This window comes from Streptomyces sp. NPDC052036, assembly GCF_040680495.1.
Taxonomy (GTDB): domain Bacteria; phylum Actinomycetota; class Actinomycetes; order Streptomycetales; family Streptomycetaceae; genus Streptomyces.
This window is the reverse complement of the sequence record NZ_JBFAWW010000070.1, coordinates 1-16497: the sequence shown is the minus strand read 5'-3', so window position 1 is coordinate 16497 and position 16497 is coordinate 1. Positions and strand designations below refer to the sequence as shown.

General features: G+C 68.6%; 16 protein-coding genes and 4 pseudogenes. 10 read left to right on the top strand and 10 right to left on the bottom strand.

Annotation, left to right across the window (positions count from 1 at the left end):
* From AB0L95_RS40540 to AB0L95_RS40530, 3 genes and pseudogenes are all read right to left on the bottom strand, one after another.
* Nucleotides 1–543 (bottom strand): annotated as a pseudogene (locus tag AB0L95_RS40540) (IS3 family transposase); the annotation flags it as partial.
* Nucleotides 544–560: 17 nt separating this feature from the next.
* Entirely contained in the window at nucleotides 561–944 is a 384-nt protein-coding gene (locus tag AB0L95_RS40535) for a hypothetical protein (RefSeq protein ID WP_365171472.1), read from the bottom strand.
* Nucleotides 945–1037: 93 nt separating this feature from the next.
* Nucleotides 1038–1979, bottom strand: coding sequence for an AraC family transcriptional regulator (locus tag AB0L95_RS40530; RefSeq protein ID WP_365171470.1), 942 nt, complete (start codon nucleotides 1977–1979; stop codon nucleotides 1038–1040).
* Nucleotides 1980–2198: 219 nt separating this feature from the next.
* Here AB0L95_RS40530 and AB0L95_RS40525 point away from each other — a divergent pair, with 219 nt between their 5' ends.
* The 3 genes from AB0L95_RS40525 to AB0L95_RS40515 are packed head-to-tail and all read left to right on the top strand — an operon-like array spanning nucleotide 2199 to nucleotide 4199.
* Entirely contained in the window at nucleotides 2199–3353 is a 1155-nt protein-coding gene (locus tag AB0L95_RS40525) for an IS630 family transposase (protein WP_365171468.1), read from the top strand.
* The gene (locus AB0L95_RS40520) at nucleotides 3334–3723 is read left to right on the top strand and encodes a hypothetical protein (RefSeq protein ID WP_365171466.1); all 390 of its coding nucleotides are present in this window, start codon (nucleotides 3334–3336) and stop codon (nucleotides 3721–3723) included. The genes AB0L95_RS40525 and AB0L95_RS40520 overlap by 20 nt, the downstream gene beginning before the upstream one ends.
* An 8-nt stretch (nucleotides 3724–3731) precedes the next feature.
* Entirely contained in the window at nucleotides 3732–4199 is a 468-nt protein-coding gene (locus AB0L95_RS40515) for a hypothetical protein (RefSeq protein ID WP_365171464.1), read from the top strand.
* Between the two features lie 211 nt (nucleotides 4200–4410).
* Here AB0L95_RS40515 and AB0L95_RS40510 read toward each other — a convergent pair whose 3' ends face one another.
* The 3 genes from AB0L95_RS40510 to AB0L95_RS40500 are packed head-to-tail and all read right to left on the bottom strand — an operon-like array spanning nucleotide 4411 to nucleotide 7302.
* Nucleotides 4411–5505: an ABC transporter substrate-binding protein gene (locus AB0L95_RS40510; protein WP_365171462.1), complete on the bottom strand. Its 1095-nt coding sequence runs from the start codon at nucleotides 5503–5505 to the stop codon at nucleotides 4411–4413.
* Between the two features lie 58 nt (nucleotides 5506–5563).
* Nucleotides 5564–6445, bottom strand: a complete 882-nt coding sequence (locus AB0L95_RS40505) for an ABC transporter permease (protein ID WP_365171460.1) — start codon at nucleotides 6443–6445, stop codon at nucleotides 5564–5566.
* Nucleotides 6442–7302: an ABC transporter ATP-binding protein gene (locus tag AB0L95_RS40500; RefSeq protein ID WP_365171458.1), complete on the bottom strand. Its 861-nt coding sequence runs from the start codon at nucleotides 7300–7302 to the stop codon at nucleotides 6442–6444. Before AB0L95_RS40500 ends, AB0L95_RS40505 begins: the two co-directional genes overlap by 4 nt.
* A gap of 235 nt (nucleotides 7303–7537) precedes the next feature.
* Between AB0L95_RS40500 and AB0L95_RS40495 the strand changes: the two genes are divergently transcribed.
* Both AB0L95_RS40495 and AB0L95_RS40490 read left to right on the top strand, forming a co-directional pair.
* The gene (locus tag AB0L95_RS40495; protein ID WP_365171456.1) at nucleotides 7538–9202 is read left to right on the top strand and encodes a sensor histidine kinase; all 1665 of its coding nucleotides are present in this window, start codon (nucleotides 7538–7540) and stop codon (nucleotides 9200–9202) included.
* Nucleotides 9199–9888, top strand: a complete 690-nt coding sequence (locus AB0L95_RS40490) for a response regulator (RefSeq protein WP_365171454.1) — start codon at nucleotides 9199–9201, stop codon at nucleotides 9886–9888. Before AB0L95_RS40495 ends, AB0L95_RS40490 begins: the two co-directional genes overlap by 4 nt.
* Nucleotides 9889–9948: 60 nt before the next feature.
* Here AB0L95_RS40490 and AB0L95_RS40485 read toward each other — a convergent pair whose 3' ends face one another.
* Nucleotides 9949–10107, bottom strand: a complete 159-nt coding sequence (locus AB0L95_RS40485) for a hypothetical protein (protein WP_365171452.1) — start codon at nucleotides 10105–10107, stop codon at nucleotides 9949–9951.
* A gap of 142 nt (nucleotides 10108–10249) precedes the next feature.
* Here AB0L95_RS40485 and AB0L95_RS40480 point away from each other — a divergent pair, with 142 nt between their 5' ends.
* The 4 genes and pseudogenes from AB0L95_RS40480 (at nucleotide 10250) to AB0L95_RS40465 (ending at nucleotide 12633) form a co-directional block, all read left to right on the top strand.
* A complete protein-coding gene (locus AB0L95_RS40480; RefSeq protein ID WP_365171450.1) occupies nucleotides 10250–10561 on the top strand; it encodes a transposase in 312 nt (103 codons plus the stop codon).
* A gap of 251 nt (nucleotides 10562–10812) precedes the next feature.
* Nucleotides 10813–11187 (top strand): annotated as a pseudogene (locus tag AB0L95_RS40475) (transposase); the annotation flags it as partial.
* Nucleotides 11188–11315: 128 nt separating this feature from the next.
* A complete protein-coding gene (locus AB0L95_RS40470; RefSeq protein WP_365171448.1) occupies nucleotides 11316–11798 on the top strand; it encodes an IS110 family transposase in 483 nt (160 codons plus the stop codon).
* A 25-nt stretch (nucleotides 11799–11823) separates the two neighbouring features.
* Complete coding sequence (locus tag AB0L95_RS40465; RefSeq protein WP_365171446.1) at nucleotides 11824–12633, top strand: IS3 family transposase; 810 nt, start codon at nucleotides 11824–11826, stop codon at nucleotides 12631–12633.
* Between the two features lie 298 nt (nucleotides 12634–12931).
* On the opposite strand, the pseudogene AB0L95_RS40460 reads toward AB0L95_RS40465, so the two are convergent.
* Nucleotides 12932–13138: pseudogene (locus AB0L95_RS40460) on the bottom strand (helix-turn-helix domain-containing protein); the annotation flags it as partial.
* A gap of 75 nt (nucleotides 13139–13213) precedes the next feature.
* On the opposite strand from AB0L95_RS40460, the gene AB0L95_RS40455 reads away from it, so the two are divergent.
* Nucleotides 13214–15367, top strand: a complete 2154-nt coding sequence (locus AB0L95_RS40455) for a copper resistance protein CopC (RefSeq protein ID WP_365171444.1) — start codon at nucleotides 13214–13216, stop codon at nucleotides 15365–15367.
* Between the two features lie 116 nt (nucleotides 15368–15483).
* On the opposite strand, the pseudogene AB0L95_RS40450 reads toward AB0L95_RS40455, so the two are convergent.
* Both AB0L95_RS40450 and AB0L95_RS40445 read right to left on the bottom strand, forming a co-directional pair.
* Nucleotides 15484–15875 (bottom strand): annotated as a pseudogene (locus AB0L95_RS40450) (IS200/IS605 family accessory protein TnpB-related protein); the annotation flags it as partial.
* A 4-nt stretch (nucleotides 15876–15879) separates the two neighbouring features.
* The gene (locus AB0L95_RS40445) at nucleotides 15880–16092 is read right to left on the bottom strand and encodes a hypothetical protein (RefSeq protein WP_365171442.1); all 213 of its coding nucleotides are present in this window, start codon (nucleotides 16090–16092) and stop codon (nucleotides 15880–15882) included.
* Nucleotides 16093–16497 lie beyond the last annotated feature (405 nt).

Genomic DNA, 16497 nt, shown 5'->3' with positions numbered 1-16497 from the left:
TGCGATGGTCTCGCGGATCAACTCCTCGGCCCGTGCCGCTGATTCGGCCCGTTCGACGGTGTGGCCGACGACGTAGCGGCTGAAGATGTCGATGATGACGTAGGCGTGGTACCAGACGCCCGTGACCGGTCCGGCTGCCGTGGTGATGTCCCAGGTGAACACCTGCGAGGGCCCGGTGGCGATCAGCTCGGGCACCGTCTTGGCGGAGTGGGTGGCCTGGCGGCGGCGTTCGCCGGATTGCCCCTTTTCGCGCAGGATCCGGTACATCGTGGAGACGGAGCAGTGATAGCGCCCGGCGTCCAGCTCTCGGGCCCAGATCTGCGCCGGAGGAAGCTCGGCGTACTCGACGCTGTTCATCAGCTCCAGTACCGCAGCCCGTTCTTCTGCCGTCAGGGCCGAGGGCTGGACTTGCGGCGAGCGGGGCTTGCGCGGCGGCGGGGGACGTAGCCGGCGGTAGTGGGTGGCCCGGGAGCGGCCCGTCAGCCGGCAGGCGGCCGTGATGCCCAGTTCGCCTTCGATGCCGGTGAACGCGTCGTCGGCCACCGGGTCGGCGGCAGCCCTCAGTCCGCGCCCCCGGAGATCATTTCCAAGAGCGCGGAAGCTTTTCCCATGACTTCCAACGCGGCCTTGTTCCGGGCCAGTTCCTTCTCCAGCCGTTCCACCTGGCGGCGCAGCTTCTCGTTCTCTGCCTCGGCCGCCGACTTCTTCGGCCTCGCCGGGCTGGTGCGCTTGTCGAACAGCTTCTCCAAGGCCCCGGCATCCCGCGCGGCCCGCCATTCCTTGACGTGCGAGTGGTACAGGCGCTCGCGGCGCAGGACAGCACCCTTCTCGTTCTTGGGCGCGGCGTCGTACTCAGCCACGATCCGCAGCTTGTACTCGGGGCTGAAGGAACGGCGCTTCGGTCGGGGAGCCGGGTCAGATCCGACGGGGTTGGTGCTGGTCATGAGGGGGTGGTTCTCCTGTCGTGCCCTCTCAGGCTAACCCGACGAAGCGGGACGTCTCACCCAAGGCTGACAGAGAGGGCAGGAGCAGGGAGGTCAGCGGCGGCCGCGGAACTGCGTGGGAGTCATCCCGGTGGCACGCCTGAAAGCGGTCGCGAAGTGTTGGAGGTGACTGAACCCGCAGCACGTGGCGATGCCAGTGACCGGCTCGTCACTGGCAAGGAGGAGGCGCTTCGCCTCATCGATGCGCAGGGAGTACACGTAGCGCTGCGGAGTCTGCCCGACACTCTGCTTGAAGGCGCGAGTGAACTGCCGCCGACTGAACCCGGCGACCTCTGCCAGATCGTCGACGGTGAGGTGCTCGGCGAGGTGGTCGCGCACGTACCGCTCCACGCGCGAGAGGCTGGCTCCGGGCAGGCCAGGGACCGCCTGCTCTGCCCGGCGAACGTCCTCAGCGAGCCGGGCCAAATGCGCCAGCGACTGCAGTGCTGACCCCTCCACGAGCAGTTCGAAGACGGCATCGGGGTGACGGGCATCGCGGGAGAGCTCGTACAGGCTCCGGGCCATGGGCGCGTGGGCGAAGCCGATGACCGGCTGTTCGGGCACCGACAGGCCACAGTCCGTGACGAGCAGTGGGTCGAGGAAAAGCGCGGTGTAGTCGGCCACGGCGTCGACCACGAATGCGCCCTCGATCCGGGCGTGCGCGGGGAAGAAGCACAGGCCGCCGGTCGACGTCACCGGCGCGGTGTAGGTACGGCCATCGACTTCGAGGCGCAGGCTCCGGATACCGGAGCGGAACCAGAAAACCGTGGGTGATGGTTGCTGGAACCGCCAGCCGATTGGTGTGCGCGAGCTGCGGCGCAACACTTCGATCCGTGCGCTGGCCGTCCCGGCCACGACAGCTTCGACCAGCCTGCCTCCGACGTCACGGAGGCCCGCCTCTGGGGCTTGGGGGTTCTCGGCCGCCTCCGCCTTAGCGCGCAGACCGGCTTCGGTGTATGGGCGACGGATGACATGCTGCCCTTCGAATTCGCCCATCGGCCGGACCTTACTTTCCGTCGCCGCCGCTCCCCGCTGCGGCGACGTTCTTCCTCGCTGAAGACCGAAATCTGAGCCTTGTCGATGTATGCGATGCTGTCAACCCTGGAGCAAGCTCAGCCGGAATACGCCTTGAGGCAATGGTGGGACGTGCGGCCAGCACGGCGTGGGGGTGCCCCCTCGCGTTTCCTGGCACTGTTTGTCCTGACCTAGTGTCTCGTGATCCTGTTCATGGAACCTGAGGCTTCTGTGATCGTTGAGTCTGGTATGGATCTCTCTTCTGAACAGATGGCGGAACTGCGGGAGTTGGCCGGGTCGCGGGATGTTCCTGCCGATGTGGCGCTTCGTGCGCGGATCGTGTTGTGGTCCGGCGAGGGGCGGCGGCGCAAGGACATTGCCGAGCTCGCCGGTGTGACGCCGCTGACGGTGGACCGCTGCAAGGCCCGTTATGCCGAGCGGGGCCTTGCCGGTCTGGAGGAGAAGCGCCGCGGCGGGCCGCGTACCCAGGTGCCGCCGCAGGTACGGGCTCGGGTGATCGCTTTGACGACGATGTCCCCGCCGGCGGAATCCGGCCTGACGCACTGGTCGACGCGGACGCTGGCCGACCATCTGAAACGGCGGGAAGGCGTCTCGGTGTCGTGGCATTACGTCGCCCGCATCTGGCGTGAGGAGAGTCTGAAGCCGCACCGCTCGGGCACCTTCAAGATCTCGAAAGACCCGGCGTTCGCGGAGGAGGTCGCCGATGTCGTCGGTTTGTACCTGGCCCCGCCCGGTGGCGCCGTGGTGCCGTCGATCGACGAGAAGACGCAGGTGCAGGCGCTGGACCGGACCCAGCCGGTGCTGCCGGTGGCTTTCACGGCCATCGAGAAGCGCACCCATGACTATGTGCGGCACGGCACCACGAACCTGTTCGCCGCGCTGAACGTCACGACCGGTGAAGTGCTGGGCGAGTGTAAACCGAACCGGAACGGCGCGAGCTTCCTGGCGTTCCTGAAGAAGGCCGTCAAGCCGCATGCGGGGAAGGAAATCCATGTCGTCCTGGACAACCTCTCCACGCACACCACTCCGGACGTGAAGGCTTGGCTGGCGAAAAACCCGCACGTCCACTTCCATTTCACCCCCGTCGGGTCCTCGTGGTTGAACCAAGGTGAACACGATCTTCGAGGTGGCCCGCCAGGCGGGTCTGCGTACCGCCTGGTCGGACAAGCACGCCGCCTACGAGATCCTCAACGGCCCCTCGAGCACCGGCGTCCAGGACCTGTTCACCCCGGAGATCAACAGCGACGCCCTCGGCTACGCCAGCAGCGACTGGACCACGGACAACAAGGCCACCGAGCAGTACGACGGCTACAAGGTGAAGGCCGTCCTCAATGAAATCGACGGCTACGACCACAGCCGCTCCCACAAGGTCGGCACCCCGGCGATCTTCGGCCTCAACTTCCAGGGGGTGTCCACCGCGCAGAAGCTGCCCGCCTCGGACGGCCTCGCCGGCGGCTACACCGCCAAGAACGTCCCGGGCCCGCTGCTGGTGAAGAACCTGGACTTCGTCAACACGGAGATCGGCGCCCTGACCTCCGAGATCGGGAAGCGGCACCTATCCGGCAGCACCACCGTCATCCTCTCCGCCAAGCACGGCGAGTCGCCACCGACCCCGCCGCGCTCACCCGCGTCGACGACGGCCCGCTGCTGGACGGCCTCAACGCCGCCTGGAAGAAGCTCCACCCCGGCGCCGCCGACCTGGTGACGCACACGGTGGACGACGACGCCGTGCTGCTCTGGCTCTCCGACCGCTCCGCGGCCGCCACCGCCTTCGCCAAGAAGTACCTGCTTACGCAGAGCGGCACCGGCACCGACATCAATGCCGCGCCCAAGGCTTACACCCACAGCGGGCTCAGCAAGGTCTACGCCGGCAAGGCTGCGGCCGACTACTTCCACGTCAAGGCCGGCGATGCCCGGGTCCCGGACCTCCTCGGTGTCGCGCAGTACGGCGTCGTCTTCACCGGCGGCACCAAGAAGATCGCCGAGCACGGCGGTGGCCACTCCGACGACCTCGCCGTTCCCCTCGTCGTGTCCGGCGCCTCGGTCCCGGACGGCGTGCGCGACTCCGCGGGCGTGCAGACCAAGCAGATCGCACCGACGATCCTGAGCCTGCTCGGTCTCCACCCCCGCTCCCTGCAGGCTGTGCGCGAGGAACACACCACCGTGCTGCCGGTCCGCTGACCCGTTCGGTGCGCCCCGGCCGCGTAGGTCCCGGGGCGCAACGGCCGCATACACCGTCCGGTCGGTCAGGCACAGCCGACGCCCTCGGCGCCCTCGGCGCGCTGCGTCAGCCGGTCGCGCCCCAACCTCCCCCTGCCGACCGGGCGTTCGCGGCCGGCCATGAGGCCACCCAGGTGCCAGTCAGCCGGGCGGCCTCATGCATGGCGCAGGCTCAGCCGTTCGACCCGGCCGGGGTCGTGGTCGTCTTGAAGCCCTCGGTCTTGTTGGCCTGGATGGCGAAGTCATTGGTGAACGTCTTGCTGAGGTCCACCGACGACTTCACGTTGCCGACCAGCTTCTCCGTCGCCAGAGAGGTCTTCGGACCGCCGGCAGGCATGAGACCGTCCGGGAGGAACTGGCCCTTGTCCTCGTTCAGGGCCGAGATGTAGTCGGCCTTGGTCACCAGTTGGTTCGACACGAACGACGCCGGCAGCTTGTTCGCGATGTCGGCCGCGCTGTGCGTGTTGATCCAGTGCATGGTGGCGACGAGCGCGTCGACGACCTTCTGCACCGTGTCCTTGTGCGTGCCCACCCAGTCGGCGCGTGCGAGCACACTGGCAGCGGGATAGGCACCGCCCATCGCCGCCGTGGCGCCGTCCGTGGTGGCCAGGTCGATCGCGGACGTACCGACGCCCTTCTTCTGAATCGCGGCCACCGTCGGCTGCGTCGTCATCACGCAGTCGACCTTGCCGTTCTGCAGCGCGGCGATGGCGGTGGAGCCCGCGCCGACCCCGATCCGGTGGAACTGGCTGGTCTTCACGCTCTTCTTGGCTGCCAGGAACTGGGTGAGGGTGTCGGTGCCCGACCCCAGGTCGGTGACGCCGAGGGTCTTTCCCTTGAAGTCGGCGGCCGAGTGGACCCCCGATTTCTTGGTGCACATCTCGCGCTCGCCCGGCGCGCCGGAGAGCTGCACGACGTCCTCGACTGCCTTGCCCTTCGCCTGGAACTCGATTGTGTGGTTGTACCAGGCGCCCGCCATGTCCACCTGCCCCGAGGCCATGGCTTCCTCGGCGCCGACGCCGCCGTCCTGCTCGGTGCTCAGCTGGACGTTGACGCCGTACTTCTTGTAGTAGCCGAGGTTCTGGGCGAGCTGGTACGGAAGGTAGATCTGCTTGTCGATGCCGCCGACCATGAGCTTGACGGTCGGCGTGCCGCCGGAGCCGCTGCTCGCGGTGCTGGCGCTGGAGTTGCCGGAACAGGCGCTGACCGCGCCGAGGGCGAGAACGGTGAGGAGAGACGCGGCGACGGCGGCGGGTCGTCTGGACATGGCTGGCCACATTCCTTTGCTGAGGGTTCTGGGATGAAGTAGGGGGCGCGGGGGGGCGTCAGATGGTGTTGGAGGCCTCGGACGGGGCCGGCGGGCGCCAGGACAGCAGCCGGTGTTCGAGCTTGCCGATCAGCCACTCGGCGCCGAGCACGATGACCGAGATGACGAGCATCGTGGCGAACACGCCGTTGGGGTCGAAGTTGTTCTGCGCGGTCTTGATGACCAGGCCGAGGCCGCTCTGCGCGCCGAGCACCTCACCGACCAGCGCGCCGACGATGGCAAAGCCGAAGGCGCTGTGCAGGCTGGCGATGATCCAGGTGAGTGCGGAGGGCACCGTGACGTGCCGGATGATCTGCAGTTGCGAGGCGCCGAGGACCTTGGTGTTGGCGAGGATGTTGCGGTCGACCTCGCGGACGCCCTGGAAGGCGTTGAAGAAGACGATGAAGAACACCAGCACTGCGGCGAGCAGGATCTTCGGCAGCACGCCGATGCCGAACGCGACGATGAAGATCGAGCCAAGAACGATACGCGGGATCGCGTTGACCATCTTGATGTAGGGGCCAAGCACATCGGCGAGGAAGCGGCTCTGGCCGAGCGCGACGCCGAAGACCACTCCGGCGACGGCCCCGAGGGCGAAGCCGACGAGCGCCTCCTGGATCGTGGTCCAGATGTTGGCGTAGAAGGAGCCGAACTCGGTGCCGTGCTGGAAGAGGTCGACGAGCCGTTTGGCGATGCCGGACGGCTGCCCGAAGAAGAACTTGTCGACGATCCCCCAGGCGGTGAAGGCCTGCCAGCCGCCGAGAACGAAGACCGCGAGACCGATGCGGCCCGCCCACACCAGCAAGGTGCGCCGCCGGGCGGCGCGTTGGGCGGCGGCCGTGGCCGAGGCCTGGGAGCCGTCCTTGGCCGAGGCGGTGGAAACGGTGGACATCATGTTCATGCCGTACCTCCTGCGGTGCGTGCGTAGGCGCGCTCCACCTCCTCGCGCAGGCAGTCCCAGATCTGGTGCTGGAGTTCGATGAAGCGGGGCTGGAAGCGGATCTCCTGGACCGAGCCGCGCGGGCGCGGCAGGTCGATGTCGAAGACCGCCTTGACCGAGCCGGGGCTGGACGTCATGACGACGACCCGGTCGGCGAGCGCCACGGCCTCGTCGAGGTCGTGGGTGATGAAGATGACCGACGGACGGATCTGCTCCCACAGACCGAGGAGTTCGGTCGACATGATCGCCTTGGTCTGCACGTCCAGGGCGCCGAACGGCTCGTCCATGATCAGGATCTTGGGTTCGTTGATCAGCGCCGCGGCCATCGCCACGCGCTTGCGCATGCCGCCGGAGAGCTGGTGCGGGTAGCGGTCCTCAAATCCCGTCAAGCCCACCCGGCGCAGCCAGTCGCGTGCCGAGGCCTGGGCCTTCTGCTTGGGCACTCCGCGGAAGACGGGGCCCATCAGGACGTTGCCGAGGACCGTCTTCCAAGGCAGCAGCGCGTCGGTCTGGAACATGAAGCTGACGCCGTCGGTGACGCCGTCCACCTCACGGCCGCCGACCCTGACCGAACCCTCGCTGGGCTGGTCGAGCCCGGACACCATGCTCAGCGTCGTCGACTTGCCGCAGCCGGTCGGGCCGACCACCGCGCAGAACTGACCCGGCTCCACGGTGAACGAAACGTCCCGCAGTGCCGTGAACACCTCACCCGCAGGAGTCAGAAAGCGTTTGGTGAGCCCTGAGATCTCGACGCGCGCGCTGTCCCGGCCGATCTTCTCGGCAGCGGAGCTAGTCGCGACATCGTTTCGCGAAGCCATCTAAGGCCGTCTCCTTCCTAACCTCGGAGGTCGAGGAAGGCAGACGCTAAAGGCCACTTGGCATGACGTCGCTGTTTCAGACGTATATCGCGTTAGTCGTGTTGACAGGGGTTCTGCTCGTTCTGCTCAGCATGCGGGGGGTGGGCAGAAGGTCCTCGGTGGGACACAATCACGCCACCACGGGTACGGCGAAGGGGCCGGGCCCGGCAGCACGACAAGGGCGAAGGCACCTGTGATGCCCATCCGTATCCAAATCGGCCGTGGCGGGAAGAGGAGGCTCTCCGCACGGATTCTGGCCAACCAGCTGGTCATCCTCACCCTCACCGGAGCCATCGGCTTCGTGCTGTTCGCGTTCGCCCAGCGGGCGGAGATCGACCGTGTCTACGAGGGCCGGGCACTGGACATCGCCCGGACAACGGCCGCCGAACCCCGGATCCGGCAGGCCATGGCGCACGGGGGCGGCGACGGCATCGTGCAGACCGTCGCCGAACGGATCCGGAAGGCGTCGGGGGCGTCGTACGTGGTCGTGATCGACCTGCGTGGCATCCGCCACTCGCACCCCGACCCGGCGCTGATCGGCGAGCCGGTGGGCGATCCGATCGTGGTGCTGGACGGCCGCCCCCACGTGGGCTCCGACCAGGGCGCGACCGGGCGGTCCGCCAACGGCAAGGCTCCGTTGTACGGGCCCACCGGCATGCTGGTCGGCGAGGTTTCGGCCGGCATCCCGGAACGCGATGTGCTCGGCGAGCTGTGGCGGGAGCTGCCCACCTTCGGCCTTTATGCCGCGATCGCCGTCGCGCTCGGCTCGACTGCGGCGTTCCTGCTGGCCAGGCGGCTGAAACGGTCGACTTTCGGGCTGGAGCTGGAGGAGATCGCCGGACTGCTCCAGGATCGTGAGGCCATGCTCCACGGCATCCGGGAGGGCGTGATCGCTTTCGATCCCGGCGGCCGGATCACTGTGGTCAATGACGAGGCCCGCAACCTGCTCGGCCTCGGCACGGCGCTCGGCAGCAGCCTCGAGGAGGTACTGCCCGACGGGCGGCTGCGCCGCGCCCTGGACGGCACCCTGACCGGCACCGACCTCAGCGTGCTGACCGATGACCACTGCCTGGTGGTCAACCGGATGCCGGTGACGCTGCACGGCCGTGAACTGGGCGCGGTGGTCACCGTACGCGACCGCACCGAGCTGATCGGGCTGCTGCGCGAACTGGACTCCGTACGCGGGCTGACCGACGCCCTGCGCGCCCAGCAGCACGAGTTCACCAACCGTATGCACACCGTGGCCGGGCTGCTGGACATCGGCGACCACGACGCTGCCTACGAATACGCAGTCGAGTCAGCCGGCGCCGACCAGGCGCTGACCGAGTCCGTACGCGAACGGATCGGCAACACACTGCTCGTGGGGCTGATCGTCGCCAAGACCACGGTGGCCGCGGAACGCGGGGTACGGATGGTTCTCAGCGACGACTCCGCGCTCGGCGAGGACCCGCCGCATCTGCGCCGGCTGCTGACCATCGTCGGCAACCTGCTGGACAACGCGATCGACGCGGCGGCCGGCGGACCGCCTCCGGCGGGTGGTCGCGAGGTGGGGCTTTCGCTGGTCGAGGTCGTCGACCAAGTGATGGTGCGGGTCACGGACAGCGGCCCGGGGATTCCGCAGGGTGCCGCCGAGTCGATCTTCGAGGACGGCTGGTCGACCCGGCCCGACCGGGGCACCGCCCGGCGCGGGTTGGGTCTGGCCCTCGTCCACCGGCTGGCACAACGGCACGGCGGGACGATCACGGTCAGCGAGGGGCCGGGCGCAGTCTTCACCGTCGTACTGCCACTGCCGGACGCCACCCCCGTACCCCGAGACGCACAGTTGACGACGGCCGCGCCGACAGGAGGTGATCGCGGATGATCCGGACCCTGGTGGTGGACGACGACTTCCGCGTCAGCCGCATCCACTGCGACTACGCGTCCCGTGTCAAGGACTTCGAGGTGGTCGGCCGGGCGGCGACCGTGGCCGAGACGCTGGACGCGGTGCGCACCCTCCACCCCGATCTGCTGTTGCTCGATGTCTTCCTGCCGGACGGCAGCGGACTCGATGTGCTGCGGCAGCTCAGCGGAGACAAGGGCGGAGCCCGCCCCGACGCGATCATGATCACCGCCGACAGGGACATCACCTCGGTACGGACCGCCATGAAGCTCGGCGCCGTAGGCTACCTGGTCAAGCCGTTCGGCTCCGCCGATCTGGCCGAGCGGCTCACCGCCTACCGCGAACTCCAGCACCGCGTTGACGCCCTGGGCCTGGCTCCCCGAACCGACCAGGCTGACGTGGACGCCCTCTTCAGCGCCGCCCGGCCACCGGCCGTGCCCCGGGTTCCGGCCAAGGGCCACTCCGCGCCGACCCTGGCTCTCCTGCACCAGGCCCTCCGCACCGCCCACGACGCCCTGTCCGCAGCTCAGGCCGCCGAACTCACCGGCGTCTCCCGCGCCACGGCCCAGCGGTATCTCTCGTACCTCGTACGGGAGGGCATGGTCCGGCTCGAACTTCGCTACGGAACCAGCGGCCGTCCAGAACACCGCTATCGAATCGTCTGTTGAGCCGGGCGCCGAGCCCTACCTGACAGGGGCGCAACACGCCGGTCTTGCCGTCGGCCCGCATCACCGGCTCCTCGGTGACGCGGGCCGCACTTTGGCGCCGAGCACGATCTGCGCGGTGAACAGGTCGAGGAAGAGTGGTGCGTCGCGGAAGCTGCGGGAGACGGAGCGTTCTACTGCGGCGGCCTCGCCGACGGCGTAACTGGCCGAGAGCGGTACCACCGCCCCGGCCAGGGCGGAGGGGATACTGCGGTTGAGGATGGACTAGTAGTGTGTCGCCCCTTAGCTGTGGTCTGAAGTTCCCCCTCCAGGCTGGACAGCCTGATACTGGGACGGAAGGTCCCAGAGGAAGCAGTTCCAGGTAGTGAGCAAGAAGAGCAACACGAGCAAGCGGTACACGGCCGAGTTCAAGCGTGACGCGGTCGCGCTGGTCCATTCGTCGGAGAAGACGGTCACCGAGGTCGTTCGGGAGATCGGCGTAGGCCCGGAGGGGCTGCGGAACTGGGTGAACCAGGACAAGGCCGACCGGGGTCAAGGCCCAGCGGACACACTGACCAGCGACGAGAAGGAAGAGCTGCGCCGCTTGCGGCGGGAGAACCGGGAACAACAGCAGACCATCGAGATCTTGAAAAAAGTATCCATGGGGGCCCTTCGGACCCGCACCGGCGCGCGATGAGAATGCGCCTCGGTGGCTGGTGCTCTCACGCGCCCCTGGGGTTGCTGCCGTGCGCTGGTGCTCGGGTCCCGCACGGTGGGTGATCATCGAAGGGGCGTCGCCCGGCAGACGTCGGTGCCGTGTGGTACTGCGAGTCCGGAAAAAAGTATGACGCTGGGGCCTTGAGGGACTTCTGACTGCTGCCACGAGCGCGAATCTCAGACTCTTTGAACCGGTAGGCCCCTTCGGGCGGCGTCCGCTGGGACGACGCCATGCCCGAGGAGGCTGGGATGGATGTGGTGGTGGCCCGCTGCGCGGGCTTGGACGTGCACCGCGACACGGTCGTGGCCACGGTCCGCTGGCCGGGCAAGCGCAAGAACAGCCGAGGTCAGGAGACGCGAACGTATCCCACGACTCAGTGCGGGCTGGCCGAGCTGAGTGACTGGCTGCTGCTCGAACAGGTCGAGCTGGTCGGCATGGAGGCGACCGGGATCTATTGGAAACCCGTCTTCAGCATGCTGGAGGAGCGCTTCACCTGCTGGCTGCTGAATGCCCAGCACATGCACAACGTGCCGGGCCGCAAGACAGACGTGGCCGACTCCGTGTGGATTGCCCAGTTACTCGAACACGGCCTGGTGCGGCCCTCATTCGTGCCGCCACGTGAGATGCGGGACCTGCGGGATCTGACGCGGTCACGGACAGCGGTGACGCCCTTGATGCTGCGATCACCGAGCTGGACACCGAGATCAGCCGACGACTGGAGCCTCATCAGCCGATGCTGGACCTGCTGTGCACGATTCCCGGTGTCGGACCAAAGACCGTTCAGGCCCTGGTCGCCGAGATCGGCCTGGGCATGTCGGTCTTCCCCTCCTCAGGGCACCTTGCCTCCTGGGCGGGTATCTGCCCGGGCAACAACGCCTCGGGCGGCAAACGGCGCTCGGGTCGCACCCGGCCGGGATCGCGGTGGCTCAAGCAGGCCCTGACCGAGGCGGCCTGGGGTGCGGCCCGGGCCAAGGGCACTTATCTGGCCGCTCATCACGCCCAGATCCGTGGCCGGGCCGGGCGTTACAAGGCCATCGGTGCCACGCGACACGACATCATCGTCGCCTACTGGCACATCGCCCACGACAGGGTGCCGTTCCGGGAACTGGGCGCGGACTGGGTCAGCCGCCGCTATTCGCCCGAGCACCGAGCCCGGCGCCTGATCGCGCAGCTCGAGGAGCTCGGTCTGAGCGTCACCACCAAGCCCGCCGAATAGCCCACTGTTCTCGCACTCCGGTCCGATGGCGCTGACGCCTGCCTACAAACCGGCGAATTCACATCTCAGCCGCGGCCTTCTTCGCAAAGGAGTCGACGAAGTAGCCGCGCGCTACGCGTTCATCGACGCGGAGAAGGCCACCGAGAGCAAACCCGGTGGTCACAGTGTCACCTTGATGTGCAGGGTGCTCGGGGTGTCCCGTTCGGGCTATTACGCCTACCTTGCCGCCCGGTCGGCTGCCGAGGAACAGGCCCGTCGGGAGGGCGAGCTGGTTGCCGAGATCCGGCAGATCCACACGGCGTCCCGCCGCGCATACGGTGCCCCGAGGATTACGGCGGCGCTGCGCAGGAAAGGACGGCGGATCAACCGGAAGAAGGTCGAGCGGCTGATGCGCGAGCGCGACATCCGCGGGATCACTCGCCGCAAGCGCCGCGGCCTGACCCGGCCAGACAGGAAGGCGTCCCCGTCGCCGGACCTGGTCGGACGCGACTTCACCGCTGCCGAACCGGGCACCAAGCTGGTCTCGGACATCGCCTACCTGCCCACGCTGGCCGGCTGGTGGTATCTCGCCACGGTCATCGACCTGGCCACACGCGAGGTGGTCGGGTACGCGATGGCCGATCACCACCGCGCCGAGCTGGTCGTCGACGCACTGAAGATGGCGGCCGGCCGCGGCGGTCTACAGAAAGGGTGCATCGCGCACTCGGACCGCGGATCGGAGTACACGTCACATGAATACCGCAGACTGATAAGGGAGTTGGGGTTGCGGCAGAGTATGGGCAGAACGGGCTCGTGTTACGATATCGCGGCCGCCGAAAGCTTTTCGGATTGCTGAAAGCGGAGATCGGGACCAGGGTCTGGGAGTCCCGCGAGGCCGCCCGCGCCGACATCTTCCGTTTTATAGAGGTCGAATACAACCGCACCCGCCTACGGAAGCATCCCGTCTACGGGTACGTCACCCCTGTCGAAACCAGGGTACTGACGGCACAAGGCCTCGCCCCCGCAGCGTAACCACCAGCTGTCCATGCTCAAGGGGGAACTTCACGGAGGCTGTTCACCCCTTCTCGCGTGCAGGCTAACAACCCATCAGACGCCAATACTCCAAGGCGAGTTGCAGCATTCTGTTAGGAGTTCTTAGGCCAGCCGCCTTTGTACTTCGGGTAGGGCGAATCGAAGCCGTCCGCGTTGAAGTTGTGGATCACGTCCCGGACTCGGTCCGCGCTGGTGAACGACACCTCGGCGATCTTCGCCACGGGCATGCCCTGCGCGGATAACAGAACTATCTGGGCCGGCTGCCGCCCCCGCCCCGGCGGGACCTTCTGCACGCGGCCCCGCCGAATGAACCATGCGATCGCCGCGGACGTGTCCCTTTTAGGATCTTTGCGGCATCGGTTTGGGAGGCGCGAGTGGATCGCATGGCCAGCTACGGAGCGCAGCGTGACCGCACCAGCGGCTTGCGGCGCCGGGTGCGGTTGGCCGTCGCCGCCGCACTGCTGATACTGCTCGCGTCGGCGGTACCCGCATTCGCGCACGCCAGTTTGGTGTCGGCGAGTCCGGCGCCAGGGAGCGGGCTGCCGCAAGCTCCGGCGGCGGTGGTGCTGCGCTTCGACGAAACGTTGAACCTGCGGTTGAGCCGGGTCGACGTCGCCGACGCCCGCGGCCGGGAGGCCGGGGTCGGTGCGACGCGGCCGGTCGCCGGTGACGGGCTGGCGATGCAGCGGCGGCTGGGCGCACTCACCCCGGGCGTGTACACGGTGCAGTGGACCAGCGTCGCTCTGGACGACGGGCACGTGCTGCACGGCAGCTACCAGTTCGGGATCGGCACCGCACCGCCGGGCGCCGGCTCGGTGGCGGCCGGGCCGGCCGCCACCGAGGGCTGGGCCGGGCTGGCCGGCCGGTGGGTCGGGCTGCTGGGGCTGCTGGCCTGGACCGGCACCGCGCTGTTGGCGCGCCGGGCGCAGCACGCCGGGGTGTCCGCGTCCCGGGTCGCGTCGGTAGCGGTGACCGGGCCGGTGGTGGCGTTGGTCGGCCTGCTGGTCGCCGCCGTGTCGGCGGCCGAGGTCGCCACGGGGCGAGTCGGTGCGACGGTCGGCCTGCTGACCGCGGGCGCGCCCGGCAGGTGGCGGCTCGCCGGGCTGGTGCTGCTCGCCGCCGGAACGGCCGTCGGCGCCGGTTGGCGGGCCGGTCGCATCCGGGTCCTGCGGTGGCTCGCGGTGGGGGTGGGTGCGGGCGCGCTGTTCGCCGAGGCGGCGTCCGGGCATGCAAGCACGGCGCCGCATCCGGCACTGGCCACATTTGTGCTGTTCGTGCATCTGCTGGCGGTGGCGGTCTGGGTGGCCGCGATCACGCTGGGCGTGCTGGCCGGGCGGCAGGCGGTAGCGGTGCTGGCCGCGCTGACCCCGGCCGCGGTCACGGCGGCGGTGGCCGTGGCGGCGACCGGTGTCGGGATCGCGGCTCAGCAGTTGTCCGGCTGGGGCCAGCTCACCGGCACCGGGTACGGGCGGGCGCTGGTCGGCAAGGCCGCCGCGCTGGCCGTGTTGACCGTCGCCGGGCTGACCCATTACTGGCTGCGCCGCCGCCGGGTTCCGAGGCCGCGAGGGGTGCGGGTCGCGGTCCGTGCGGAGCTGGTCGCGGCGGTGACCGCGGTCGCGGTGGCCAGCGCGCTGGTCGGCTACCCCGACCCTCCCCGGGCCGCCACGGTGGCGGCCGAGCAGGGCGCGGGCCGGCCGCCGCTGGCGGCGCTGGCCGGCCAACAGACGGTGGCCGTCGCCGCCGGGGCGGGCCCGTACGTACTCGGCTGGTCGCTCAGTCCGCCGCGTCCCGGCCGGGTGCGGGTGAAGCTGACGGTGGTCGGTGCCCAGCCGGGAGACGAGTTGCGGGACGCCGCGTTCACCGCCCACCGCGCCGACGGCACGTTGCCGGTGCGGGTGGGATTGCGCCCGTGTGGGTTCGGCTGCTTCACCAGCACCGCTGCGCTGACCGGCGCCGGGGACTGGACGACGACGGTCAGCGTGCGCGGCAACCGGGGCCTGGCCACGTCCACCCGGTCCCTGCCCCTGCCCGCGCCGGACGGGCGGGCCGACTTCGCTCGCATGCTCACCGCCATGGGGCGGCTGCACTCCTTGCGCATGGACGAGACCCTGCGCGGGTCGACGAACGGCCCGGCGGTCCTCACCCAGTACCGGTTCGCCGCCCCAGACGCGATGACGTACAGCATCGCCGGAGCCGGCAGCGCCGTGCTGATCGGCCCGGACAGCTACCACCGCGACCGTCCGGCCGGCCGCTGGCAGCATGACCGCGGCGGGACCCCGCTCCGCTGGCCCACGGCCTTCTACCGCAGCGAGTTCCAGCCCGCCGCCGCGATCCGCCTCCTGCGCGCCGACACGAACGCCGTCGAGCTGGCCTTCGTCCGGCCGGACATCACCGCCTGGTTCACCCTCGACCTCGACCCGCACACCTTCGTACTGCGGTCGATGCACATGCGCGCCGAGGGACACCTGATGGATGACACGGTGACCGCCACCAACCTGCCGACCATCATCCGTCCGCCCACCGGCAGCGACCGTTAACCGACACACGTGCACCCACGAACCGGCCTGTGAGCCGACGGGAAGCTCCCGTCTGCGGGGCGGCCGACAATCACGGGACAGCGCCCGTGTAATAGAAGTCCGATTTGAAACCGTTCCTAATGACTGAGCGGGAGTGGGTCCTGTTGCCAGGGCCCGTGCTCAGCTGCGTGCCCCGAACGGTGCTGGGCACACTGGTCCCCCGCTTTCGCTCCGCTTCCAGCACGCACGGATCGTGTCCGTGGTCCGGGGATACGGGGGCGGGCTTCCTCACGCCCCGGGAGACCCGATGTGGCCTGGACGGTCCGATGCCCCACAGCATCGCTCCGGTGCTGTGGGGGCGGTGCCGTCCGTCACCGGATCGGGTATCCCAGGGCGCGTCGTCCGATCGCCACGGCGGCAGCGTCGTGGCGAGTGGTCTTGCGGGTCTTCGTGGTCAGAGGTTTTGCCAGTGCTGGGCGCCCCAGCGGCTGGTGTAGGCGGGATCAACGACACTCACTCCTACATGGTCACGCTCACTTGCTCAATCTTGAGGACCAGCAGGTGACGACCGCCGTGGCTGCGCAGCCGTCGACCGCTGTGCGCGTCGAGCGCTGCATAGAGCCATCGCCGTGGTGTGCGCTGGACACCGGCCGGGACTGCGCGGTGGCGCCGACTTCGATGCACGGGGGCGGAGTGAGCGCGGCCAGCGCCAGGAGCGCATGCGTCGCGTGGTGTATTTCGATCACCTCTGATCCGTCCTTTGTCGCATGGGGAGTCGATGAGGAATTGCGCGTACGTCGACTCTTTCCCGGCTCGACGGACGGCGGGGGTCCTACGGTTCGGTAGATATGCATTCTTTTGCGGGACCTCTTGGTGTCGCCGCAGATCAGCCGCCCTTCCCCGGGCGCCGCGCGCACTGACAGGGGGTATCACCCGCGGCGCTCGCAGAGTGTCACCAGAACCGTGCCGCGTGTTACAGGATGAAGCGTCACATGTGCCTAATAATCGGCTTATGCCCTGGAGTTCCCGAAAACGTGGTCCGCGGACCGATCCGGGTCGCTCCGCGGACCGTGTCTCTGGTAAAGGGACCCTTTCGACCGCAGATGAGGAACTGCTGCGCACTCTGTACGCGGAGCACGCAGGAGCCCTGT